Origin of the sequence: Thioclava sp. F42-5 (genome assembly GCF_002213195.1) — a bacterium.
In the GTDB taxonomy this organism is placed as follows: domain Bacteria; phylum Pseudomonadota; class Alphaproteobacteria; order Rhodobacterales; family Rhodobacteraceae; genus Thioclava; species Thioclava nitratireducens.
The window spans coordinates 88,003-109,370 of record NZ_NBNZ01000008.1 but is presented as its reverse complement, the minus strand read 5'-3'; the positions used below and the strand labels follow the sequence as shown (position 1 = coordinate 109,370).

Annotated in this window: 24 protein-coding genes and 1 tRNA gene; 16 read left to right on the top strand and 9 right to left on the bottom strand. The window is 62.6% G+C overall.

The genetic code is table 11. The features are described 5' to 3' along the window. The 3 genes from B6V74_RS18830 to B6V74_RS17320 form a co-directional block, all read left to right on the top strand. A partial coding sequence (locus B6V74_RS18830; protein ID WP_146694575.1) for an adenosylhomocysteinase occupies positions 1-79 on the top strand: 79 nt, incomplete at its 5' end. A 99-nt stretch (positions 80-178) separates the two neighbouring features. Beyond that, entirely contained in the window at positions 179-523 is a 345-nt protein-coding gene (locus B6V74_RS17325) for a TraR/DksA family transcriptional regulator (protein WP_075776687.1), read from the top strand. A gap of 100 nt (positions 524-623) precedes the next feature. Beyond that, positions 624-965, top strand: coding sequence for a DUF2853 family protein (locus B6V74_RS17320; RefSeq protein ID WP_075776688.1), 342 nt, complete (start codon positions 624-626; stop codon positions 963-965). 60 nt (positions 966-1,025) lie between these two features. Here the strand turns inward: B6V74_RS17320 and B6V74_RS17315 are convergent, their stop codons facing one another. Continuing rightward, positions 1,026-1,643 carry an enoyl-CoA hydratase/isomerase family protein gene (locus B6V74_RS17315; protein WP_088723527.1) on the bottom strand — a complete coding sequence of 206 codons (618 nt, stop codon included), beginning with the start codon at positions 1,641-1,643 and terminating at the stop codon, positions 1,026-1,028. 118 nt (positions 1,644-1,761) lie between these two features. Between B6V74_RS17315 and B6V74_RS17310 the strand changes: the two genes are divergently transcribed. The 3 genes from B6V74_RS17310 (at position 1,762) to B6V74_RS17300 (ending at position 5,443) form a co-directional block, all read left to right on the top strand. Next, entirely contained in the window at positions 1,762-3,252 is a 1,491-nt protein-coding gene (locus B6V74_RS17310) for a DUF2125 domain-containing protein (RefSeq protein ID WP_168184253.1), read from the top strand. A gap of 69 nt (positions 3,253-3,321) precedes the next feature. Then, positions 3,322-4,671, top strand: a complete 1,350-nt coding sequence (locus tag B6V74_RS17305; RefSeq protein WP_075776691.1) for a metallopeptidase TldD-related protein — start codon at positions 3,322-3,324, stop codon at positions 4,669-4,671. Continuing rightward, positions 4,658-5,443, top strand: coding sequence for a 3'(2'),5'-bisphosphate nucleotidase CysQ (locus B6V74_RS17300; RefSeq protein ID WP_088723525.1), 786 nt, complete (start codon positions 4,658-4,660; stop codon positions 5,441-5,443). The genes B6V74_RS17305 and B6V74_RS17300 overlap by 14 nt, the downstream gene beginning before the upstream one ends. A 3-nt stretch (positions 5,444-5,446) precedes the next feature. Here the strand turns inward: B6V74_RS17300 and B6V74_RS17295 are convergent, their stop codons facing one another. Together B6V74_RS17295 and B6V74_RS17290 are read right to left on the bottom strand one after the other, a co-directional pair. Further along, on the bottom strand, positions 5,447-6,076 hold the full coding sequence (locus B6V74_RS17295; protein WP_088723524.1) for a DUF1109 domain-containing protein: 630 nt from the start codon (positions 6,074-6,076) through the stop codon (positions 5,447-5,449). Continuing rightward, a complete protein-coding gene (locus B6V74_RS17290; RefSeq protein ID WP_233243067.1) occupies positions 6,073-6,648 on the bottom strand; it encodes a sigma-70 family RNA polymerase sigma factor in 576 nt (191 codons plus the stop codon). The genes B6V74_RS17295 and B6V74_RS17290 overlap by 4 nt, the downstream gene beginning before the upstream one ends. Before the next feature lie 128 nt (positions 6,649-6,776). Between B6V74_RS17290 and B6V74_RS17285 the strand changes: the two genes are divergently transcribed. The 5 genes from B6V74_RS17285 to B6V74_RS17265 all read left to right on the top strand — a co-directional run bounded on the left by B6V74_RS17285 (position 6,777) and on the right by B6V74_RS17265 (position 9,784). Continuing rightward, complete coding sequence (locus B6V74_RS17285; RefSeq protein ID WP_075776694.1) at positions 6,777-7,049, top strand: DUF2282 domain-containing protein; 273 nt, start codon at positions 6,777-6,779, stop codon at positions 7,047-7,049. A gap of 57 nt (positions 7,050-7,106) precedes the next feature. Further along, entirely contained in the window at positions 7,107-7,949 is an 843-nt protein-coding gene (locus B6V74_RS17280) for a DUF692 domain-containing protein (RefSeq protein ID WP_088723523.1), read from the top strand. Then, positions 7,933-8,706 carry a DNA-binding domain-containing protein gene (locus B6V74_RS17275; RefSeq protein ID WP_088723522.1) on the top strand — a complete coding sequence of 258 codons (774 nt, stop codon included), beginning with the start codon at positions 7,933-7,935 and terminating at the stop codon, positions 8,704-8,706. Before B6V74_RS17280 ends, B6V74_RS17275 begins: the two co-directional genes overlap by 17 nt. Next, positions 8,703-9,170: a DoxX family protein gene (locus tag B6V74_RS17270; protein WP_088723521.1), complete on the top strand. Its 468-nt coding sequence runs from the start codon at positions 8,703-8,705 to the stop codon at positions 9,168-9,170. Before B6V74_RS17275 ends, B6V74_RS17270 begins: the two co-directional genes overlap by 4 nt. A gap of 80 nt (positions 9,171-9,250) precedes the next feature. Further along, positions 9,251-9,784, top strand: coding sequence for a flavin reductase family protein (locus tag B6V74_RS17265; protein ID WP_240497139.1), 534 nt, complete (start codon positions 9,251-9,253; stop codon positions 9,782-9,784). On the opposite strand, the gene B6V74_RS17260 is transcribed toward B6V74_RS17265, so the two are convergent. Genes B6V74_RS17260 through B6V74_RS17245 form a run of 4 tightly spaced genes read right to left on the bottom strand, consistent with a single transcriptional unit; the run spans position 9,772 to position 13,594 of the window. Then, the gene (locus B6V74_RS17260; protein ID WP_075776698.1) at positions 9,772-10,335 is read right to left on the bottom strand and encodes a PqiC family protein; all 564 of its coding nucleotides are present in this window, start codon (positions 10,333-10,335) and stop codon (positions 9,772-9,774) included. The two genes, B6V74_RS17265 and B6V74_RS17260, sit on opposite strands and share 13 nt — an antisense overlap. A 12-nt stretch (positions 10,336-10,347) precedes the next feature. Next, the gene (locus B6V74_RS17255; protein ID WP_088723519.1) at positions 10,348-12,372 is read right to left on the bottom strand and encodes an MlaD family protein; all 2,025 of its coding nucleotides are present in this window, start codon (positions 12,370-12,372) and stop codon (positions 10,348-10,350) included. Further along, entirely contained in the window at positions 12,369-12,983 is a 615-nt protein-coding gene (locus B6V74_RS17250) for a paraquat-inducible protein A (RefSeq protein WP_233243066.1), read from the bottom strand. Before B6V74_RS17250 ends, B6V74_RS17255 begins: the two co-directional genes overlap by 4 nt. Next, a complete protein-coding gene (locus B6V74_RS17245) occupies positions 12,980-13,594 on the bottom strand; it encodes a paraquat-inducible protein A (RefSeq protein ID WP_240496962.1) in 615 nt (204 codons plus the stop codon). The genes B6V74_RS17250 and B6V74_RS17245 overlap by 4 nt, the downstream gene beginning before the upstream one ends. Before the next feature lie 144 nt (positions 13,595-13,738). Between B6V74_RS17245 and B6V74_RS17240 the strand changes: the two genes are divergently transcribed. The 5 genes from B6V74_RS17240 to B6V74_RS17220 all read left to right on the top strand — a co-directional run bounded on the left by B6V74_RS17240 (position 13,739) and on the right by B6V74_RS17220 (position 19,634). Further along, complete coding sequence (locus B6V74_RS17240) at positions 13,739-14,587, top strand: flagellar motor protein MotB (protein ID WP_088723518.1); 849 nt, start codon at positions 13,739-13,741, stop codon at positions 14,585-14,587. A 118-nt stretch (positions 14,588-14,705) separates the two neighbouring features. Further along, positions 14,706-16,040 (top strand): flagellar hook-basal body complex protein, encoded by a 1,335-nt coding sequence (locus tag B6V74_RS17235; protein WP_075776701.1) that lies wholly within the window; start codon positions 14,706-14,708, stop codon positions 16,038-16,040. A gap of 30 nt (positions 16,041-16,070) precedes the next feature. Further along, the gene (flgK, locus tag B6V74_RS17230) at positions 16,071-17,534 is read left to right on the top strand and encodes a flagellar hook-associated protein FlgK (protein WP_088723517.1); all 1,464 of its coding nucleotides are present in this window, start codon (positions 16,071-16,073) and stop codon (positions 17,532-17,534) included. Position 17,535: 1 nt separating this feature from the next. Next, complete coding sequence (locus B6V74_RS17225) at positions 17,536-18,537, top strand: flagellin (protein ID WP_088723516.1); 1,002 nt, start codon at positions 17,536-17,538, stop codon at positions 18,535-18,537. Continuing rightward, positions 18,537-19,634, top strand: a complete 1,098-nt coding sequence (locus B6V74_RS17220) for a flagellar basal body P-ring protein FlgI (protein ID WP_088719965.1) — start codon at positions 18,537-18,539, stop codon at positions 19,632-19,634. The genes B6V74_RS17225 and B6V74_RS17220 overlap by 1 nt, the downstream gene beginning before the upstream one ends. A gap of 82 nt (positions 19,635-19,716) precedes the next feature. Here B6V74_RS17220 and B6V74_RS17215 read toward each other — a convergent pair. Both B6V74_RS17215 and B6V74_RS17210 read right to left on the bottom strand, forming a co-directional pair. Beyond that, a tRNA-Thr gene (locus B6V74_RS17215) sits at positions 19,717-19,792 on the bottom strand. Positions 19,793-19,844: 52 nt separating this feature from the next. Next, positions 19,845-21,362, bottom strand: coding sequence for a heme biosynthesis HemY N-terminal domain-containing protein (locus B6V74_RS17210; RefSeq protein ID WP_088723515.1), 1,518 nt, complete (start codon positions 21,360-21,362; stop codon positions 19,845-19,847). Positions 21,363-21,368: the final 6 nt, after the last annotated feature.

Sequence of the window (21,368 nt, the reverse complement as noted above, 5' to 3'; positions counted from 1 at the left end):
CCAGCTCAAGCCCGATCAGGCGGAATATATCGGCGTCACGGTCGAAGGCCCCTTCAAGCCCGAGCATTACCGCTACTGACCGGATCACATCGCGATTTCGAAGGCCGCGCGGCAAGGCGCGGCCTTTTTACGTGCAACGCGGGCGATGATCGGTTTTCCTTGGGACAGGAGGAGAGCGATGACACCCGAAGACCTTGCCGCGCGTTTCAAACCGCAGTTGGAAGCGGAGCTGGCAGAGCTGCGCACCGCCTCGCAGGACACCGCGCAGACCCGCAAACCCGTCGAGCTGGACCAGCAAAGCGTCGGTCGGCTGTCGCGCATGGACGCGTTGCAGAATCAGGCGATGGCCAATGCGGTCGACGGTCGCCGCAAGCATCGGATCACAGCGATAGAGGCCGCGCTCCAGCGTATCGAAGAGGACGAATTCGGCTATTGCGACAGCTGCGGCGAGCCGATCCCCGAGAAGCGCCTCGAACTCGACCCGACCTTCACACAATGCGTTTCCTGTCGCGGCGGAGGCTGAGGCGCGACAGGTCCGGGATTTACACTTTGTAATTTCCCTATCTGGGCTTAACCTGCGCCTGCCTTCATTTCTGGGCAAAGCAACCTGATAGGTGGGACAGATGGGTAAAAGAGACGAGCTGATTGAGAAATACGCCGAGGATCTGAAATCCAAATGCGGCATGGCCCCTGACATGGAGCTTCTGACCAAGGTGACGATCGGCTGCGGCCCCTCGATCTACGATGCGGATGCATCGACCGTCGCGGCCACGGACAAGGGGGAGCTGGAAACCGTGAAGGACAACTTCCTCGTCAAGAAACTCGGTCTCTCCGACGGCCCCGAACTGATGGATGCGATCGACAGCGTGATCGAGACCTACGGCCGGTCCGAGCGCAACAAGTATCGCGCCGTGATCTATTACATGCTCACCAAGCATTTCGGCAAAGAGAGCGTGTACGCCTGATCGCGACAGCCTCGCGTAGAATGTGACGCCCCGCGGCCCGGCCTGTCCGGGCCGTTCGCTTTAGCGGATCAGCGCCTTGATCCCCGCGACATGCGCAGCCCGCGCACCCAGCGCATCGGCAGCGAGCGTCGCGACCGTTTCGTCCAGCGTCTCGCGCGGCACGATCCGGTCGATCAACCCCCAGCCCAAGGCCTCTTCGGCCTCGATCTTCTGCCCCGCCATCAGGATCATCTTGGCCCGCGCGGGCCCGACCAAAGCGACCATGCGCGCCGGGTCCGAGGGCTGCGGCAGGAAGCCGAGCTTCATCACCGGGTAGAAGAATTTCGCGCCCGGGACGGCGATGCGCAGATCGCAAGCGAGCGCCATGCCCATCGCGCCCCCGGCCAAAGTGCCGTTCAGCGCCGCGATCGTCAGGCAGGGCAGCGAAGCGATCGCGCCGGACAGCCGTTCCCAAACCGGGTCGGTCGCGAGCGTTCCCGTCTTCGCCTCTGCCAGATCGGCCCCGGCGGAGAACACCTTGCCGGTCCCGGTCAGCACGAAAGCCCGCGCCTCCTCGCGCCCCGCGCGCTCGGCCAGATCAGCGATCTCGCCCAACATCGCGCCGGTCAGCGAGTTGGCTTTTTCAGGACGGTCGATGGTCACGCGCCACAGCCCGTTCTCGATCTCGTGGCGGATCATTCCCAGCCTCCTCACAACTCCCGTGAAACCCCTCTAGCAGCCCCGCGAAGGCTTGACCATCGGCCTGACCCAAAGGAGGATGGCCGCGACTTGGTTCTCAGTGGAAAGGTACCCTCTTATGGCATGGCTCAAAACCGTCGGTTCCGGCGCCGTCGTGGTTTCGCTGCTGTCCACCACGGCCTCTTTCGCGGATGTAACCGCGGAGCAGGTCTGGCAGGCGTGGCAATCCGAATACCAGACCTACGGCTACGAGGTGATGGTCGGCGGTCAGAACCGAGAGGGCGACACGCTCATCGTCTCCGACGTGAAGATGGTGCGCAATGTCGACAATATGAGCCTCACGCTCGACGTTCCTGAACTGAAGCTGCGCGACCGCGGCGACGGCACGGTGGAGACCATTTTCCCCGAGAAGATGACCGGTGACATGACCGGAAAGCCTGGCACCGACACCTCGGACGTCGCCATGAAGATGACGATGACCCAGACCGACAGCAAGATCATCGTTTCCGGGTCGCCGGGCGATCTGACCTACGATATCGACGCGCCGAAACTGACCGTGGATCTCGACCAGACCGTCTCCGCCGAGGGGCAGGATGTTCCGATCAAGATGTATCTTGCGCTGAAGGACACCAAGGGCAATTACCACGTCGTCGACGGCGATATGCATTCGGTCGACTCGAAGATGGCGATCGGCACGCTCGACCTCACCGCCTCCGGGGCCGATCCCGAGGGCAGCGGCACGTTCAACATGAACGGCCAGATGAACGATCTCTCCTACGAGGGGAGTTTCGCGATGCCCAAGGACGTCTCCTCCGAGAAGCTCGACGAAGCGCTCAATGCCGGTGCGAACCTCGATCTGTCGATGACCTATGCCAGCTCGAACTGGGCGACCACCGCGGACGGACCCAACGGCAAGGTCGATCAGAAGACCACCGACGAGGGCGGGAAATTCGACGTCACGATGTCGAAGGACGGTCTGTCCTTCGGCGGTCAGAGCAACAACGGCCACATCGAGATCGCCACGCCCGACCTGCCTTTCCCGATCACCGCGGATATCCAGTCGGCGGACATGACCTTCGCGGTGCCGGTCGCAAAAGCGGATACGGCGCAGGACTACAAGGCGAAGCTCGGCTTCAACGGCGTCTCGGTCTCCGACAACATCTGGGCGATGTTCGATCCGAACGGCGATCTGCCGCATGACCCGGCGACGCTGCAGGTCGATCTCTCGGGCAAGATGAAGCTCACCGAGGATCTTTTCAGTCCCGCCGCCGCCGCGATGGACTCGCCCCCGATGGAGGTCCAGACCGTCGACATCAACAACATCAAGCTGTCGATGGTCGGCGCCGATCTGAACGGCAAGGGCGCGCTGGAGCTGAAGAATGGCGGGCCGATGCCGATGCCCACGGGCAAGATCGATCTGACGCTGACCGGGGCGAACGCGCTGATGGACAAGCTGGTCTCGATGGGCCTCGTGCCGCAGGATCAGATCATGTTCGGGCGGATGATGCTGGGCCTCTACGCCAAGCCCACGGGCGACGACGCCTACGCGTCGCAGGTCGAGTTCAAGGATGGCGGGGAAATCCTCGTCAACGGCCAACGCGTCCAGTAAACACTGAAACCCACGGCGCGAAGCCGTCCGGATCTCCGGGCGGCTTCGCGTTTTTCTCACGAGGTGGAAATGACCAAGCCCTCCCTCTCCGATCTGACCCAGTCGCTGCTCGAGGCCGCGAAGCGCGCAGGCGCCCCGGCCGCCGATGCCATTGCAGTCGATGGGCGCTCGGTTGCGATCGATGTACGCGAAGGCCGTCTCGAACAGGCCGAGCGGTCCGAGGGCGTCGAGATGGGGCTGCGTGTCCTCCTCGGTGGCAAGCAAGCCTGCGTTTCCGCCTCCGATATTTCAGCGCGCACCTTCGAGGAAATGGCCCAGCGCGCGATTGCGATGGCCCGCGAAGCGCCGGAAGATCCGTTCATTGGCCTCGCCGATCCCTCTCAGTTGACCGACCGTCGCGATGCCGACGGAATGGAACTGGCCGATCCGAGCGCCGAACCCTCCGCCGAGGCACTGCAAAGCGACGCGCTCGAAGCCGAAGCAGCCGCGCTCGGTGTCGAAGGCGTCACGCAAGTTCAATCCGCCTCCGCCGCCTATTCCTATCGGCGTGTCCATGTCGCCGCCTCCAACGGTTTCGCGGGCGGCTACGACCGCAGTTCGCGCGTTGTCTCCGCCGTCGCGATTTCCGGCGAGGGGCTTGGGATGGAGCGCGATTGGGCCGCCGAGAGCCGTGTTTTCCAGTCCGACCTGCCAACTGCGCAGGAGATCGGGCGACTGGCCGGTGAACGCGCTGCCGCCCGCGCCAATCCGCGCCGCCCGAAAACCGGCGCCTATCCGGTGCTGATCGACGAGCGCGTCTCGGGCAGCCTGATCGGGCATCTGCTGTCCGCGGTGAACGGGCAGGCAATCTGCCGCGGGGCCTCGTGGCTGCGCGACGCTCTGGACGACCAAGTGCTGCCCGACGGCCTGTCGCTGATTGAGGAGCCGCATCGCAAACGGGTCTCCGGCTCGCGCCCCTTCGACGCGGAAGGGCTCGCTACCGCGCGCCGCGCCATTGTCGAGAACGGCGTGCTGAAAAGCTGGACGCTCGACCTCGCCTGCGCGCGCAAGCTGGGGCTGCAATCGACCGCAAATGCCAGCCGCGGCACCTCTTCGCCGCCCTCGCCCGGCATCGGTAACGTGACCCTGACCCAAGGCGACAAGACCCGCGAGGAACTGATGGCCGAAATGGGCACCGGACTTCTGGTAACCTCCTTCATCGGGGCGACGATCAACCCCAATACCGGTGATTACTCGCGCGGAGCATCGGGCTTCTGGGTCGAAAACGGCGAGCCGGTCTATCCCGTCAACGAGTGCACTATCGCGGGCAACCTGCGCGACATGCTCCGCAGCATCCGGCCCGCGAATGACGCGCGGATGCATCTGAGCCATATCGTGCCCTCGCTTCTCCTCGAAGGGATGACGCTTGCCGGAGACTGATCTTCCCCTGCTCATCGAGACCGCCAAAGAGGCCGGTGCGCTCGCGCTCACATACTGGAAAAAAGCGCCCGAAGCCTGGGACAAAGGCGACGGGGCCGGTCCGGTGTCCGAGGCCGATCTCGCGGTGAACGCGCTGCTGGAAGAGCGCCTGCGCGGCGCCCGGCCCGATTACGGCTGGCTGTCCGAGGAAAGCACCGACGATCCAGCCCGTCTTGCGGCGCGCTCGACCTTCATCGTCGATCCGATCGACGGCACGCGCGCCTTTCTCGCCCATGATGGCGGCTTCGCACATGCGCTGGCCGTGGTGCGCGATGGCGCGGTCGTGGCGGGCGTGGTGCATCTGCCGGTGCACGATCTCACCTATTCGGCATCGATCGACGGTCCGGCTTGCCTGAACGGGGAGCCGCTGCGGCCCGGTGCACAAGAAGTGCTGTCCGGCGCGACGGTTCTGACCTCGAAACTCTCCGACAATCCAAGCTTCTGGCGGCACGGTCAGCCGGATTATCAGCGCCATTTCCGCTCGTCACTGGCGTGGCGGCTGTGTCTGGTGGCCGAAGGGAGGTTCGACGCGACGATCTCGCTGCGTCCGGCGTGGGAGTGGGACATCGCCGCCGCGAGCCTGATCGCCCAACGCGCCGGGCTTCTGGCAACGGATCGCAATGGACGCGCGCTGCGGTTCAACCGCTCCCCGCCGCAATCGAGCGGGCTTGTCGTCGCCAACCCGGTCCTCCATGAGAAATTCATCGAGAATCTGGCGTTTTGGCCTGATTAGGGTCTACCAGCGCAGCACGCGCTTCCCGAGCAAAGCACCCACAAGCATCACGACGACGATCCCCGCGCCATACCACGTGACGTAGAACAACGGGCTGTCCTCGGTGCAGTGCAAGGCGTAGATCGCGGTACCCATTCCTCCGGCGGCGAGGCCCGCGAGCGCCCCGGCCCGCGCCGGGCGCGTCACCGCCCCTTTACGCAGGCTCACGAGAAGCGCGGCCAAGGCCGGGAAGGATAGCATCGGCACGGAGATAAGGCAGGGCAGGATCGTCTCACCCTTGAAATCCGCCATCCGCTGCCCGTCGGGCGTGGTCAGGTAGGCATAGACCAGAAGCGCGGCGCCGAGTGCCGGGAAGATCCAGAGCCACCCGGTCGACACCTTCGTCGTGGGCCGTCCCAAGCGCACCGCCATCGGCGTCACGAGCACGGCCAAGACCAGCGGCAGGTAAAATTTCGGGGCGATTTCCGGCGTCATAAGGGTCTGTTTCAGCGGAAACCGCAAACCATAGACCGAAATCACGAACAGCGCTGACAGGAAAAGCGCCGGCACAAGCCAGCGGCCCAGCACCTGTTTCGGGCGGGGTTCGTGCAACGTGTCCTGTTGCAATACGGATATCAGGTCTTCGGTCTTCATATCTCGATCAGCCTCTCGCGAAGCGCGGCCAGTTTTTTCAACGAACGATGCAGCATGACCCGCACCGCTCCCTCACTCATATCTAACGCATCGCCAGTTTCCGCGATGCTTTTCCCTTCGAGCCCGATGGCGCGCACCAATTGTGCTGCGCGGGGCTCCAGATGTGTCAAAAACGTCTCTATATCGGCCTTTTCTGTAGGATCCGCCTCAGGCGCGGCGGGCAGCACCTCGGCGAAGTCCTCGACCGGAAGATGGATACGTCGCCCGCGTTTGCGAAAGGCGTCGACCACCTTGTGCCGGGCGATTGCGTAACACCACGGCGCAGCAGGCTCATCTTCGCGCCAAGTGTGACGCTTCAGATGGATGGCGAGCAAAACCTCCTGCACAACGTCCTCGCAATCAGCCTCTGACAACCCTCCGCCACGCGACCGCACCACCGAGCGAAGCACGGGGGTAACGGCTTGCAGGAACAAGCCATAGGCGCGCTTGTCGCCCGCATTCGCAGCCCGCAGGAGCTGCGACCAATCTGCCCGCCGATCATGCATCATCGCCGTCCCTTCGTTCGCGATCATGCCTTCGTTACAGCCGGAGCGAAAAACTTTTTTTCGTTCACGCTGGCGTGAGCACCGTAACGACGCCGTGACCTCTCGCGAACGGTGATCAGGGCCGCAAGAGGCCCCAACCAATCAGGGAGACTACCATGAAGACCGAAACTACCCTTGGCTTTGCCGCTGCTCTGACATGCGCGATGGGGCTGGCCAGCGCCGCCCATGCCGAAGATCAGGCGATGGAGAAATGCTACGGCGTCGCGATGGCCGGGCAGAACGATTGCGCCGCCGGCCCCGGCACCACCTGCGCCGGCACCGCGACTATGGATTATCAGGGCAACGCCTGGAAACTCGTCCCGGCAGGCACCTGCACCTCGATCGAGACGCCGCACGGCATGGGCTCGCTCGAACCGAAAGAGATGTGACCCCAAGCGGGGCGTGCGGTCGGCGTGCGCCCCGTTTTCTCATCCATGGAGGCTGCCATGACACTGCCGCGCAAAGCGGGCCTCGGCTTCAAGCCAGAGCACTTTCCCGCCATATCAGAGACGAAACCGGACCTCGGGTTCTTCGAAATCCACGCGGAAAACTATATGGGCGCGGGCGGGATGCCGCATGCAATGCTGGAGCGGCTGCGCGCGGACTACGCGCTTTCGGTGCATGGCGTGGGCCTCTCGATCGGCGGGCCCGATCCGCTGGATCGCGACCACCTCGCGCGGCTCAAGGCGCTCTGCGACCGATACGACCCCGAGAGCTTCTCGGAACACCTCGCCTGGGCAAGCCATGGTGGCGTCTGGATGCACGATCTGCTGCCCCTGCCCTACACTGCGGAAACGCTGGCGCTGATCTGCGATCACGTCGATGAGGTGCAGGAGCATCTCGGCCGCCGGATGCTGCTCGAAAATCCGGCGACCTATGTACTCTTCGACAATTCCGAGATCCCCGAGACCGAGTTTCTGACCGAGATCAGCCAGCGGACCGGCTGCGGATTGCTGTTGGATGTGAACAATGTCTTCGTGTCCTGCGTGAACCACCGACAGGATCCGCGCGCCTATCTCGAGGCGTTCCCGCTGAACCTTGTCGGCGAGGTCCATCTGGCAGGCCATGAAGAGGAAGAGCTGCCCTCCGGGCCCCTGCTCATCGATAGCCACGGGCGCGAAGTCGCTGAACCGGTTTGGGCGCTTTACGCAGAAACAGTCTCTAAATCTGGGCCGCTACCGAGCCTTATCGAATGGGACAACGACGTGCCGGATTTCGCCACCTTGATGGCAGAGGCCAAGCGCGCGTCGATGATCCTGTCGGGAGACCACCATGCCCTCGCATCGTGACTTCGCCCGCGGTTTCCGCGAGGGCCTGACCGGAGGGCCCGCGCCGCAAAACGCAACCGCCCAAGATCCAGCCGAGATCGAGCGCCGCTTCGACGTTTACCGCAACAACGTGGCGCATGGGCTGACACAAGCCCTCGCGCGGCATTTCCCGGCGATCGAGCGGCTTCTTGGCGCGGATTGCTTCAGGGGGCTCGCCCGGGCCTATATCGCCGAGCACCCGCCGCACACGCCCGTTCTGACCGAATGGGGCGGCGCGTTTCCGGCCTATCTGGCAGATGAACCTTCGCTGCAATCGCTAAGCTATCTGCCCGACGTCGCCCGCATCGAATGGGCGCGCAGCCGGGCCTATCACGCAGCCGATTCAGAGCCTATTGCGCGGGAACGCCTGCAAGAGACAGCCAAACGCGCGGGCACTCATCTGTGTCTCGATCTGCATCCGTCGGTGCAGGTTCTTCAGCTCCTGACGCCTGCGGGTTCGATCTGGGCCTCGCAACAACCAGGTGGCCCCGCTCCACCGAGGGCGACCGAATGGAGGCCGGAGACACTGCTGATTGCGCGGCGCGGGATCGCTCATGTAATCACGTCCGTCGTTCGTAGCTCGACCGGTCGCTTCATCTCGACCCTGTGTGCAGGCGAAACCGTCGCCCGCGCACAAGACCGGGCGGGAGCGGATTTTGACCTCAACGCAGCGCTTCTGCTGCTGCTGGAGAATGCGCTGATCGTCGGCGCGGGCATCGAAAAAGGAGACGCCTCATGACCGATGCGATCGAGATCAAAACGTCAAAACAGGGTCTATTCAGGCTGTATCATAGGTTTTCCGATCTAGCCCAGCGCCTACCGGAGGAGATTGTTCTGATCGGAGCGCGGCTTTTTCCAGCGATGGTGTTCTGGATGTCCGGTCGGACGAAGGTGGAAGGGTTCATGATCAAGGATTCCACCTTCACCCTCTTTCAATACGAATACGACCTGCCCCTCATTCCGCATCAATGGGCGGCGGTGCTCGCGACATTCTCGGAGCATTTCTTCCCACTTCTGCTGATCCTCGGCCTTGGCAGCCGACTTGCAGCGCTCGCGCTTCTGGCAATGACGCTGGTGATCCAGTTCTTCGTCTATCCCAGCGCATGGGTGACGCATGGGCTTTGGGCAATCGCGCTTCTGACGGTTCTGATGAAGGGCCCCGGGCGGCTTTCTTTCGACAAGCTCCTTGGATTGGAACGCTGAGCCTTGCTCTCCCCGCCTGCACGATTATGTGTGAGCGCAAAGGAGAGCGGATGCGCGAGAGCGACGATATCGAAGCGGCCATGAACCATGCCGAAAGCGACGGTCGCGGCCACCAGCCCGACCCGGCGAATACGCGGTTGTTGCGCGATGCGCTCGCGCAGTTCGCGACCGGTGTGACCGTCGTCACCGCCTGCGCGCATGACGATGCGCCGGAGCCAGTCGGGATGACGGTGAACAGCTTCGCCTCGGTTTCGCTCGATCCGGCGCTGATCCTTTGGTCGGCTGCGCGCTCCTCGTTCAGGCATGCGCATTTCACTGCAACCGATGCCTTCGCGGTGCATGTGTTGCGCCACGATCAGGAAGCGCTGGCAAAGCGGTTCACGAAGCGCGGCGAGGGGTTCGAGGGGCTATCCTACAGGCTGAACGCGGCCGGTGTACCGCTGATCGACGACACGCTCGCCCGGTTCGAATGCGTCACCGAGGCGCGCCACGACGGCGGCGATCACACGATCATCATCGGCCGCGTCACCCGCTTCGTTAAAGGCGCAGGGACTGATCCGCTGCTCTTTGCGGGCGGCCAGTTCGGGCGGTTCCTTCCCGATCAGCGTAGCTGAGCGATCTGCCGCGCAAGCTGCGTCACCGCCGCGCTGTTCGCTTTTGCGATGGCCTGCGGTTCCTGAGAGCCGACCGGCACCGTGAAATCGAACCGACGCACCGTTTCGCCGCTGCGCTCATAGCCGTTCGCCGAGACGAAATAGACGCCCGAGACATGCAGCAGACCATCGGCGCCCGGCAGCATCTGCTCGATCCGGACCTCGATCTTGCGCGTGGGCGGATCGGCGAGCGGCCACGGCTCGGAGATCACCGTCGCGCCGGAGAGAGACGAAATCTGCCGCGCCAGCGCCAGCGTCACTGACCGCGCCGGATCATCCGCCCAGAGGTTGTCCGGGTTCGAGCGCAGCGCCCCGTCCGGGGTCTGGAAGGCGATCTCCTGTCCGCCCGCGTAGTCCGGCAGCGACACCTCGCGCAGTTCGGCCCGGCCAAGCCGGTTCGGCAGCGCCTTTTCAGCGGTGGGCGGGTCGATCGGATAGCGTGCGATCTTCTCGGGATCGGAACAGGCCGCGAGGCCCAGGAGGCATAGCGGGATCAGGCTCAGAGCTTTCATCGTCATCTCCTGTTAGCGGCCCAGAATGAAGGACTGCGGATTTCGTTCGATCATACGCGCGAGCGAGCCGATGTTCGAGATCGCCCGACGCAGCTCACGTAGTGTGCTGAGGGTTTCGTTCGAGAAGTTGGATCCACGGCCATAGGTCGCGACGAGCGCCTGCGCCTGATCGACTAGCGATTGCAGCTTCTGCGTCAGTTCCGGCAGGCGGTCCGAAGCTTTCGACACCGAATTCGCCGCGTTCTGCGCCGCATCGAGGGTCTGGTTCAGCTTGTCGGAGGCATTGGCCTCCTTCAGCTGGTTCAGGATCGCCGCCGTCTGCGTCAGCGTATCGTTGAGCGATTGCGGCAGGTCCTGCGTGCCGGGCTTGTTCAGCAGCGCGTCGATACTGGCGAGGATCGTGTCGAGCTTGTCGCCCACGTCCTTGAGCGGCATATCCGCGATCGCAGAAGCCGCGCGATCCGCGGAAGCGAGCGTCTTGTCGAGACCCGAGATTTCTTCAAGCACCGAGGAAGCAGCCTCTGTCACCCTGTCGAGCGCGGATACCGTCTTGTCTGCGGCATCCTTGTTGTTCAGATCGGTCGCGAAGGTCTTGAGCTGCTCCAGCAGGCCGGACAATTCGCGCGGCACCTTACGGGTGTCTTCGCTCTCGGCCACGGCGGAGATCGAGTCGAGTGTGCGGATGGCGGAGTTCATCACTTCCTCGATCGGCAGGCCTTCGATGCGCTTGAACACCCCTTTCGCCGATTTCGCCAGATCGTTCTCGGCCGCAGGCGCGGTCGGGATCGTCGGATAGGGATCGGCATCCAGATTCATCTCGGCTTTCGGTAGATCCGGCACATCGGTCAATTCGATCACCATGGTGCCGCCCAGAAGGCCGGTATTCGCGATACGCGCCCGCAAGCCGTTCTGGATTTCGCCCTGCAGGAACTGGGTCACGGCCTCTTCGCCGGCGTCGCGCGACAGCCCGAGCCGGTCCGGCGACAGGGCGATCGTCAGCTGTTGCTGCGCGTAGCGCTGACCGGTGCTGTCCTTGCGGATCTTGATCGCGAGCGCGGTGACCTCGCCCGCCTCGACGCCCCGGAACTGCACTTTCGAGCCGACTTCGAGCCCTTGCACAGGGTCGTCGAAGAGCAGCGTGTATTTTGGCGGATCGACCACATCGGACTGGAAGACAGAGTTTTCCGCAGTGTCCTTGCTGTCATAGAGCCGGAACGCTTGTTGATCTTCGACGATCCCGCCGCCGCTGGTGAAGGTGTCGAACTCCACCCCCCCCTGTACCAGCGTCGCAAGCGAGCGCACGTCGAGGCTGAGACCCGAGGTATCGAATTTGACGGAGAAGCCCGACGTGTCCCAGAACCGGGTCTGGGTGGTGAGCAGCTTGTTATGCGGCGCTTCGATGAATGCGTCCACGATCACGCCGGAGCCGTCGTCGTCGAGCCGCAGGTTCTGCAGATGGCCCACGGTCAGCCCGTGATAGAGAACCGGCGCCCCATCTACGATCCCGCCCGCGTCCTTCGCACGCAACTCGATGATGGTGCCCTTGCTCGGATCGGGAGAGACCGGCGGCTTGTCCAGTCCCTGAAACAGGGTCTGCGAACCGTTGGGCTTGTTGTTCCAGAAGCCCTCGATATAGGTGCCCGACAACACCGTTCCGAGGTTCTGAATACCACGCGCCGACACTTCAGGGCGGACCAGCCAAAATTTCGCATCCTGATCGACGTAAGGTGCGACCTCGTTGTCGAGGCGCACGCCCAGCCGCACCTGCTCCAGATCGTGGGTGAACGAGACGCTCTCGACCTTGCCGACCTCGACCTCGCGGAACTTCAGAGGCGTGCCCACCTCGACTCCGGTCGCGTCCTTGAAATCGATATGGATCAGCTCCCCGCGATCCGAGACCGTCTTCCAGGCGACACCAAGCGTGATCAGCAATGCGATCAGCGGTACGATCCAGACCACGGAAAGCCGCGTCCAGATCGGGCGCGGGGCGTTGGAGGTTTCCAGTTCTGCCGGGCCGGTCTCGGGGGTGTCGTTCATGAACTCACTCTGTCAGGGCCGCGCCAGATCAGGCGCGGGTCGAAGCTTTGTGCGGATAGCATGGTGAATGCAACCGAGAGGGCGAAAGACGCGGCGGCAGGGCCGGGATGGATCGAGGCCACGAAGCCAAGCTGCACCAGCGCGGAGAGGATCGCCACAACGAAGACGTCGATCATCGACCATCGACCGATGAACTCCACCACCTCGTAGAGGTGCAGATGCGGATGACCACCCTTGCGGCGCTCGTTTCCGACCGCGATGGCGAGATAGGCGATGGCGATGAATTTCCCGATCGGGATCATCACAGAGGCCCCGAAGACGATCAGCGCCACGCCGTAATTGTGATGGCGCCATAGCTCGATCGCGCCGCCGACGATCGTGTTTTTCTGCTCGTGACCGAGCGTCGCCGTAACGAGCATCGGGTAGAGGTTGGCCGGGATGTAGAAGATCAGCCCCGCGAACCACCATGCCCAGACCCGCTGCAGCCCGGTCTTGTCGACCTTGTGCAGCGTCGCGCCGCAGCGCTCGCAATGCGCATGATCCGGCGTCCAGACCCGACCGCAGCGGGTGCAGCCGATCAATCCGGCATCGGTGGCGGTCAGCACGTTCATTTTCGCTCGATCGCGTCCCATATCGTCCATTTGCTGACAAAGGAGTTCTTGAGCGCGATCACGATGATGAGCACGCAGAAGGCCCAGAAGGCGGGCCCGAGCGATACCTTTGCGAGACCGCCAAGTTTCACCAGCGCCACCGCTGTCCCGATGATGAAGATCTCCGCCATCGCCCAGGGCTGGCTCTCTTCGGCGAGGCGAAACATGGTCGCGGCGTGTTTCCATGCGGGCTTGCCATTGGCGAGCGGCCAGAGCGTGTAGATCAGCGCGACGAAGCGGAAGATCGGCAGCGCCACGATCATCGACAGCACGAAGAAAGCCAGAGGCGCGATCCAGCCGTCGGAAAACGCCATCGCGACGCCGAAGATCGAGCTCTCGTGACTCAACCCGCGGGTGGAGATTTCGAGGAAGGGGAAGAAGATCGCCCCGATCATCAGGATCATCCCGGTGAAGGAGAATGCGACGACGTGCAGAAAGGACCTCTCGCGCGGCGAGATCAAAACGGTTCCGCAGCGCGCACAGGTCGCCCGCTTACCGTCGGGCAGATGCGTGGCGCGGTACAGCGCGTCGCATTGCGGACAGGCAATCAGATCGGCCGGGTCAACGTTCATTGTGTTCGGGTCCCCATCCATCCGCCAAATCTAGCGACTGCCAGCGCCACGACAAGGGAAGACGCCGATAGCGCGCTTTTTATCCATCAATCACCTGTTAACACGCGACCACTATAGCGGACGCGGGTGAAAAGAGGTGGTGGAATGAGCAACCGCGAAAACGCCGCGCCAATTATCATCAAGCGCAAGAAGGTCACCGGCGGCGACGGACATCATGGCGGGGCGTGGAAAGTCGCCTACGCTGATTTCGTCACTGCGATGATGGCGTTTTTCATGCTGATGTGGTTGCTGAACGCGACGACCGAGAAACAACGCAAGGGCATCGCGGATTACTTCAATCCGACGATCCCGATCAACCGGATCTCCGGTGGCGGCGAAGGGGCTTTCGGCGGCGATTCCGTCTTCTCCGAGGATCAGATCGCGCAGACCGGCACTGGCGCCATCTCGCAGCGCCCGACCGAAGAGCGTCAGGCCCGCGGCGAGAAATCCGCCGAGGACAAGCAGAACAGCGACAAGGCCGCTTTCAAGGAGGTGGCCCGGGCCATCGAACAGGCGCTGATGGGCGTCGGCGGAGAGTCGATGGTCAGCGAGCAGCTCGCCCGCCACATCGTGACCCGGGTGACCGACGAAGGTCTGATCATCGAGATCTCCGATCTACCCGACGCGCCGCTGTTCGTCGGTGACACGGCCAAGCCGCAGCCGGTGCTCACCGATCTGGCGAAGATCCTGACGCGGGTCTTCTCGATCGTCGCGAATAACGTGGCGATAAACGGCTACACGAAATCCTATCCGAAAATGTTGGCCAAGGACCCGGTCTGGGAGCTTTCGGCCGCGCGTGCCCAAGCGATGCGTGAATTGCTGAACGGGGCCGGGTTCCCTCCCGAGCGCATGCAGCGCGTAAGCGGCTTCGCCGATCGCAAACCGAAGGTCGCGCGCGCGATGGACCTTCGCAACAACCGTCTCGAAGTGATCGTTCTGCGCAATGGCCGGTAAGGCGCCCTTAGCGAATAAGTAACCACAGAGGTAAAAGGACGGACTCGTTAGGGCGATCTTAAATACCCGCGCGCAAAGGTAAGGGGAATTTCGGACTTAGCAGCAGAAAGGCGCATCCATGTCCATTTCTTCCTCGCTCAATGCGGGCGTGGCCGGCTTGGCCGCGAATGCCACCCGCCTTGCAACGATCTCGGACAATATCGCCAATTCGGGCACCTACGGCTACAAGCGCGCCGTCACCGAATTCGAGAGTATCGTCATCAATCAGGCCGCGAAGACCGGCTCCTATTCCGCCGGTGGCGTCCGCGCAGCCACGAGCCGCTTGATTGAGGAGCGTGGCTCGCTCGTCTCGACATCGAACGCGCTCGATATAGCGGTGTCCGGCCGCGGCATGCTTCCCGTGATGACTGCGGTCGCGCTCGACAATTCGACGGGAGACGAGCCGCTGAAGATGACGACGACCGGCGCCTTCCGCAGCGATGTGAACGGGACGTTGATGACGGAATCCGGGCTCGTTCTCCTCGGTTGGCCCGCCAGCGCGGACGGGACGATCCCGACCTTCGCCCGCGACACGATGTCGGGCCTGGAACCCGTCGTGATCAATGCCAACCAGACCGCCGGCGACCCGACCACGACACTCAATCTCGGCGTCAACCTTCCCGCCACCGACACGGAAGCCGGCGCGAGCGGCGATACGCTGCCGCTCTCGGTCGAATATTTCGGTAATCTCGGAACCTCCGAAACGCTCGATATTACCTTCCATCCGACGGTCCCCGCAACTGGCTCCTCCAACGAATGGGCGATGGTCATTCGGGACAGCGCGACGGTCGATGATCCCGGCACCGCCGGAATCGATGAAAGCGTCATCGGGCGCTACGTGCTGACCTTCGACGACAGCCGCAGCAGCGGCGGCACCCTCGCCTCCGTCAATGTCATCGATGGTGGCTCCTACGATTCCGCGACCGGCACGCTCGATCTCACCGTGGCAGGCGGACCGCTCAGCGTCACGATCGGCAAGATCGGTGATACCAACGGGCTGACCCAGCTATCCGACAGCTTCTCGCCCACATCGATCACGAAGGATGGCTCGCCAGTCGGTAATCTCACTGCGGTCGAGATCGACAAGGACGGCTATATCAAGGCGACCTATGACACCGGCTTCATCCGCACCGTCTACCAGATTCCGCTCGTCGACGTGCCCAATCAGAACGGCTTGATCGCGCTCGACAACCAGACGTTCGAAGTGTCGTCGAAGTCGGGCTCCTTCTTTCTCTGGAATGCTGGCGACGGTCCCACAGGCTCGATCGAGGGATATGCCCGCGAAGGATCGACAGTCGACGTCGCAGAGGAGTTGACCAATCTGATCCAGACGCAGCGCGCCTATTCCTCCAACGCTAAGGTGATCCAAACGGTCGACGAAATGCTGCAGGAAACCACCAATATCAAACGCTGATCCTGATCGGACCGGCTAAAGGAGGTCAAAATGGGAATCTCGCAAACGCTGTCCAATGCCTTGTCGGGGCTCACCGCGGCTTCGCGTATGGCAGAGGTCGTCGCCTCCAATACCGCGAATGCGCTTACCGAAGGTTACGCCAGGCGCGAGGTTTCACTTGGCGCCCAGATGGTCGGCCGGCAAGGCGCCGGAGTCCGCGTTCTGAGCGTGGATCGTATCGTCAACGAGACTCTTCGAAGCGATCTTCGCCTCTCCGAGGCCGCAACACGAAACGCGTCGCTCCGCTACGATTTCCTGTCGACCTTCGAAGCCCGTATCGGCACACCAGAGGACGCGAGCTCCCTGTCGTCCAAATTTGCGCAGTTTGAAGCTTCACTCGTTGAGGCTGGCAGCCGCCCAGAAAGCGAAGCCCGCCTAGCCACTGTGCTGGACTCCGCCCGGGCCGTCACGGATCACTTGAATGCGCTTTCGGCACATCTGCAGGACAGCCGAATGACTGCAGACCGGCAAATCGCGGCACAGGTCGACACCCTGAATACCGCCCTCTCGCAGGTCGACGAACTCAACGCTACGATACTGGCTGGAAAGGCCGCGGGCCACGACACGAATGCGCTCAAGGATCAACGCCAAACATTGGTCGACCAGATCTCCAGCATCGTCCCCATCCGGCAAGCCGCCCGCGAAAACGACCAAATCGCCCTCTTTACCACGGGCGGCGCCGTTCTTCTCGAAGGGAACCCCGTAGAAATCGGTTTCACATCAACCGGCATTATCACACCGGATATGACCTACGTCGGAGGCACCCTCTCCGGCTTGACCCTCAACGGAAACGCCGTCTCAATCGACGAGGGCCGCTTCCTCGGCGGCGGATCACTGGGTGCTCTCTTCACGATCCGTGATACGCTCGCCCCAGACCAGCAAATCCAGATAGATGCACTCTCTCGCGACCTCATTGAGAGGGTCAACAATCCGGCGATCGACCCGACACTCAGCGGCGGCACAGCAGGGCTTTTCACCGATGATGGAGGCCCGCTCGATCCGCTCGATCCGCTCGATGAAACCGGCCTCGCCGGCCGGATCGCTATCAACCCGCTTGCGGACCCTGAACAAGGCGGCGCGCTCTCCCTGCTGCGCGACGGGTTCGGTGCCGCCTCCCCCGGCCCTGTGAGCAACGCGGAAAATCTTTTTGCCCTCGCCTCCGCCTTCACGACCCCATCCGCGCCCAGCTCTGGCAATTTCGGTTCCTCGCGTCATTCGAGCGCGGAACTTTTCGCGAGCTTTCTCTCCCAAGTGACGAGCGACCGACAGCGCAATGAAGCGACACAAACCTACGCAAAGACCCGCTACGATACATTGAAAGAACAGGCGCTCGCGGATGGCGTCGATACAGATCACGAAATGCAGAAACTTCTGCAAATTGAAGAACTTTATAGCGCCAACGCGCGGGTCATCCAAACCGCGGACGCGCTGATCAAACAGCTTCTGGAGATTTGAGATGAATTATCTCTCGGTCGGAGACATGGCGCTGAATTTCCAGATGCGACGCCACAGCGCCGCGCTCGATACGAGACTGGCAAGCCTTACCCGAGAAGTGACGTCAGGCGTAAAATCCGACCTCGGCACCGCCGTTGCGGGCGATTTCAGCGCGCTCACTGCGATCAATCGAAGCCTCAGACTGTTCGATGCATTCGCTCTCGCTACCAGCGAGGCGCGCCAATACACCGAAGCGATGCAAAGCAGCCTCGAGCGTGTTGCCAACCTCGACGATGGCGTCAGCATGGCACTCATGTCCGCGGCGACAACCGCCAGCAAGACAATGATCGACACAACCGTAGCGTCTGCTGCCGAAAAGTTTGACGCCTTGATCGCAACTCTCAACACGAATTCAGTCGGGCGATACATATTCGCGGGCGAAAGCGGCGACACGCCTCCGCTGCCCGATTCAGAAACGATTCTCGCCTCCCTTTCCACGGAGATCGCGGGAGCGACCAGCGCGACGGACGTGCTCATGACGCTCGATGTTTGGTTCGACGATCCCGCCGGATTTAGCGCAACCTTCTATCAAGGCGGCGAAGCGCGAAGTAAATTTCACATCGCAGAAAGCGAGACCGCGGCAATTGACGTCACCGCGGACGATCCACGCATCAAAGATACGATCAAAGGCTACGCCATAGGCGCGCTTCTGGACCGCGGGTTGTTTGACGGAGATCTAATCCAGCGAAGTGCACTCGCAAAGGGGGCGGGCGAGAGAATTCATTCGGGATCTCTTGCAACTGTCGAATTGGCCGCCAAAGTCGGCTCTGTCGAAGGCAAGATCGCCTCGGCCGCTACGCGAAACGATGCCGAACGCGCCAGTCTCGAAATCGCACGAACGACACTCATCGGGGCCGACCCCTACGAGTCCGCGACCGCGCTCGAAGCGGTACGGTCTCAGATCGAGACGCTCTACCTACTGACCAGCCGGCTCTCTAACCTCTCGATGACGGACTACATGTGATGTGGCGCTACTTTCTTATTGCGCTTTTGATCATTCCGCAGCTCGTCCTAAGCGCACCGATCCGGATCAAGGATCTCGTCGAGTTCGATGGCGTGCGCGGAAATGACCTCGTCGGCTATGGGCTCGTCGTTGGGCTGAACGGAACGGGCGATGGGTTGCGCAACGCTCCCTTTACCGAAGAAATCATGTCAAACATGCTCGAACGACTGGGCGTTAACGTTACCGGGGAGCAGCTTCGGCCGAAAAACGTCGCTGCCGTCATGATCACCGCGAGCCTGCCGCCCTTTGCCCGCGCAGGAAGTAAAATCGACATCACGGTCTCAGCAATTGGCGATGCGAAGAGTCTCCTCGGCGGCACCCTCGTCATGACCCCCCTGAAGGCGGCGGATGGAGAGATTTACGCGGTGGCGCAGGGCGCCATCATTGCCGGCGGAGCGGTAGCACAAGGGAACGGCGCTTCGGTGACTCAAGGGGTGCCGACCGCGGGAAACATTCCTTCCGGCGCGCGCGTCGAACGTGAAATAGCGTTTGAGATAAATGATCTGGAGACGGTGCGCCTCGCGCTACGCACGCCAGACTTCACCACCGCAGCCCGGATAGAAAACGCGATCAACCGCGAATACGGCCGGCGCGTCGCGGAAATGCTCGATGGCGGCACGGTCGCATTGCACATCCGCGAGACGCGCGCGCGCTCGGTCGCACATGCAATCGGGCGAGTGGAGAATCTCAGCGTCGAACCGGAGCAGCGCGCTCGGGTGGTAGTCGACCAGCGTTCGGGCACGATCGTCATGGGCCGCGACGTGCGGATATCGCGGGTCGCCGTCAGCCAGGGGAACCTGACCCTCAAAGTGGAAGAAAGTCCCCTCGTGGTGCAGCCCAATCCATTTTCACAAGGTGATACGGTCGTGGTGCCCAGATCGCAGGCAACGCTGACGCAAGAGCCCGGCATTCGTATGGCTGAGGTCGCGCAGGGCAGCTCGCTATCGGAAGTGGTGGCGGGACTGAACGCGCTCGGCGTCAGTCCGCGCGATATGATCGACATCCTCAAAAGCATCAATGCCGCGGGGGCATTGCACGCTGAGTTTGTGGTAAATTGATCGAAAGGCACTCGAAAAACGAGGCGGAAACAAGCGAGGCGGAACCTTGCGGTTCCGCCTTTGCGCCTGAACTTTCAGGAAGTGGTGCCGGTGATAGGACTCGAACCTACGACCCCATCATTACGAATGACGTGCTCTACCAGCTGAGCTACACCGGCACTCTGGCGGGCGATTACCATGCTCTTTCGGGGATGTGTAGCCCCAAAATGATCAAGCTGTCGCAGTTCGGCTTTGTGCCTCCTTCGACGCGCCCGCAGCGTCGCCCTCATCCTTCGGCGGGTCGACGATTTCAGCGTCCTGAATGGCTGCGTCCTCCGACTGATCCTCCTCCTTCGACGCGGGCTCCGCAGCCGGTTTGCCGACGATCAAGGGCAGCATCTCCGCCCCATGCGGCAGCGGCGATTGCGCCTGTTGCGGCTCGCGCCAGCTGAGCGTGTCGAAACCGTTGCAGTTATCACAGATCGGCGTCCATTCGGATTGGATGTTCTGACACTTGTCGCAGCACCATTGCGGACCGCGCGGCGCGGTCAGGGCGCGGGCCAACCAGCCGCGCACGACGACATCTTCCGCCCCTTCGCCACGCTCGACCGCGGCCATGATCGTCAGCGTCCGCGCCGTCGGATGCGTCTCGACGAGATCGCCCAGCGCCCGGCGCGCCGCCGGGAAGTCCTCGGCCGCGATGTTCAGTTCGGCTTTCAGAAGCCGCGTTTCCTCATGGTCGGGACGACTCGAAAGCAACTTCGAGAATCGCTTCAACCGTGCATCGGGCGACTCGTCCGGGGCGATCTCGGCGAAGGCGGTGGCAAGATCTGGATGCGGCTGAACTTCCCACGCCTTGCGCAGGATCCGCTCCGCCGCGCCCTTCTTGCCCTTGTCGATATAGGCGCGCGCCGCCATCACCACGGCCGGCACCAGATCGGGCGACGCCTTGGCGGCCGAAATCGCGGCCTCACGCGCCTCGACGCTCGCTCCTTCTTCCCAAACACCCTTCGCCTCTTGCAGCGCGAGCACCGCGTCGCGGCGTTTATGCACATCACGCGGCAATTCGCCCTGACGCATCTTCGCCTGAAGGATCTCGCGCGCACCTTTCCAGTCGCCCGTTTCGGTCTGCAGGCTCAGAAGCGTATCCTGAACCTCGCGATGGCGCGGTTTGATCGCATAGGCTTTCTGCGCGAGCTTCAGCGCGGTTTCGGTGTCACCCGCTTCGAGCTTCTGCCGCAGCAGCCCCCTAATCCCGACGAACCGCGTGCGATCATCCGCCAGAAGCCGCTTGTAGACTTCGGTCGCTTTCTTCGAGTCGCCCGAGGCTTCGGCAGCCTGCGCGGTGAGAAGGTTGGTCAGCTCCGGGCGTTGCAGATAGCGTTCGGCCTTCGCCGCTTTCGACATCGCGAGCTTGCCCTCGCCGGACGCCGCCGCGAGCAACCCTTCGGACAGCGCCTGATAGCCTTTGCGTTCGCGATGGCGGTCGAAGTAGCGTGTAATCGCGGTTTCGTCGCCCGCCAGGAAGCGCAAGAACGCCACCACCAGACCGACGATACGGATCACGATCCAGATCGCGATGAACAGGACAATCGCCGCGATCACCGCCTGAAGCGGGCCGAGGGTGAATTCCATGCCGAGCGTGGTGATCCGAAGACCGCCCGTCATCTCGGCGAGATGCGCGAGGCCCAGCGTCGCGGCGGCGACGACAATCAGAAACAGCGCGATTTTGATGAATGACCAGATCATGTCTGT

What these genes read in the sequence shown, in the direction of transcription:
- B6V74_RS17325 (WP_075776687.1), top strand. Translation starts at nt 179, where the DNA reads ATGACACCCGAAGACCTTGCCGCGCGTTTCAAACCGCAGTTGGAAGCG.
- B6V74_RS17320 (WP_075776688.1), top strand. Translation starts at nt 624, where the DNA reads ATGGGTAAAAGAGACGAGCTGATTGAGAAATACGCCGAGGATCTGAAA.
- B6V74_RS17315 (WP_088723527.1), bottom strand. Translation starts at nt 1,643, where the DNA reads ATGATCCGCCACGAGATCGAGAACGGGCTGTGGCGCGTGACCATCGAC.
- B6V74_RS17310 (WP_168184253.1), top strand. Translation starts at nt 1,762, where the DNA reads ATGGCATGGCTCAAAACCGTCGGTTCCGGCGCCGTCGTGGTTTCGCTG.
- B6V74_RS17305 (WP_075776691.1), top strand. Translation starts at nt 3,322, where the DNA reads ATGACCAAGCCCTCCCTCTCCGATCTGACCCAGTCGCTGCTCGAGGCC.
- B6V74_RS17295 (WP_088723524.1), bottom strand. Translation starts at nt 6,076, where the DNA reads ATGAAGACCGAAGACCTGATATCCGTATTGCAACAGGACACGTTGCAC.
- B6V74_RS17290 (WP_233243067.1), bottom strand. Translation starts at nt 6,648, where the DNA reads ATGATCGCGAACGAAGGGACGGCGATGATGCATGATCGGCGGGCAGAT.
- B6V74_RS17285 (WP_075776694.1), top strand. Translation starts at nt 6,777, where the DNA reads ATGAAGACCGAAACTACCCTTGGCTTTGCCGCTGCTCTGACATGCGCG.
- B6V74_RS17280 (WP_088723523.1), top strand. Translation starts at nt 7,107, where the DNA reads ATGACACTGCCGCGCAAAGCGGGCCTCGGCTTCAAGCCAGAGCACTTT.
- B6V74_RS17275 (WP_088723522.1), top strand. Translation starts at nt 7,933, where the DNA reads ATGCCCTCGCATCGTGACTTCGCCCGCGGTTTCCGCGAGGGCCTGACC.
- B6V74_RS17270 (WP_088723521.1), top strand. Translation starts at nt 8,703, where the DNA reads ATGACCGATGCGATCGAGATCAAAACGTCAAAACAGGGTCTATTCAGG.
- B6V74_RS17265 (WP_240497139.1), top strand. Translation starts at nt 9,251, where the DNA reads ATGAACCATGCCGAAAGCGACGGTCGCGGCCACCAGCCCGACCCGGCG.
- B6V74_RS17260 (WP_075776698.1), bottom strand. Translation starts at nt 10,335, where the DNA reads ATGAAAGCTCTGAGCCTGATCCCGCTATGCCTCCTGGGCCTCGCGGCC.
- B6V74_RS17255 (WP_088723519.1), bottom strand. Translation starts at nt 12,372, where the DNA reads ATGAACGACACCCCCGAGACCGGCCCGGCAGAACTGGAAACCTCCAAC.
- B6V74_RS17250 (WP_233243066.1), bottom strand. Translation starts at nt 12,983, where the DNA reads ATGAACGTGCTGACCGCCACCGATGCCGGATTGATCGGCTGCACCCGC.
- B6V74_RS17245 (WP_240496962.1), bottom strand. Translation starts at nt 13,594, where the DNA reads ATGAACGTTGACCCGGCCGATCTGATTGCCTGTCCGCAATGCGACGCG.
- B6V74_RS17240 (WP_088723518.1), top strand. Translation starts at nt 13,739, where the DNA reads ATGAGCAACCGCGAAAACGCCGCGCCAATTATCATCAAGCGCAAGAAG.
- B6V74_RS17235 (WP_075776701.1), top strand. Translation starts at nt 14,706, where the DNA reads ATGTCCATTTCTTCCTCGCTCAATGCGGGCGTGGCCGGCTTGGCCGCG.
- flgK (WP_088723517.1), top strand. Translation starts at nt 16,071, where the DNA reads ATGGGAATCTCGCAAACGCTGTCCAATGCCTTGTCGGGGCTCACCGCG.
- B6V74_RS17225 (WP_088723516.1), top strand. Translation starts at nt 17,536, where the DNA reads ATGAATTATCTCTCGGTCGGAGACATGGCGCTGAATTTCCAGATGCGA.
- B6V74_RS17220 (WP_088719965.1), top strand. Translation starts at nt 18,537, where the DNA reads ATGTGGCGCTACTTTCTTATTGCGCTTTTGATCATTCCGCAGCTCGTC.
- B6V74_RS17210 (WP_088723515.1), bottom strand. Translation starts at nt 21,362, where the DNA reads ATGATCTGGTCATTCATCAAAATCGCGCTGTTTCTGATTGTCGTCGCC.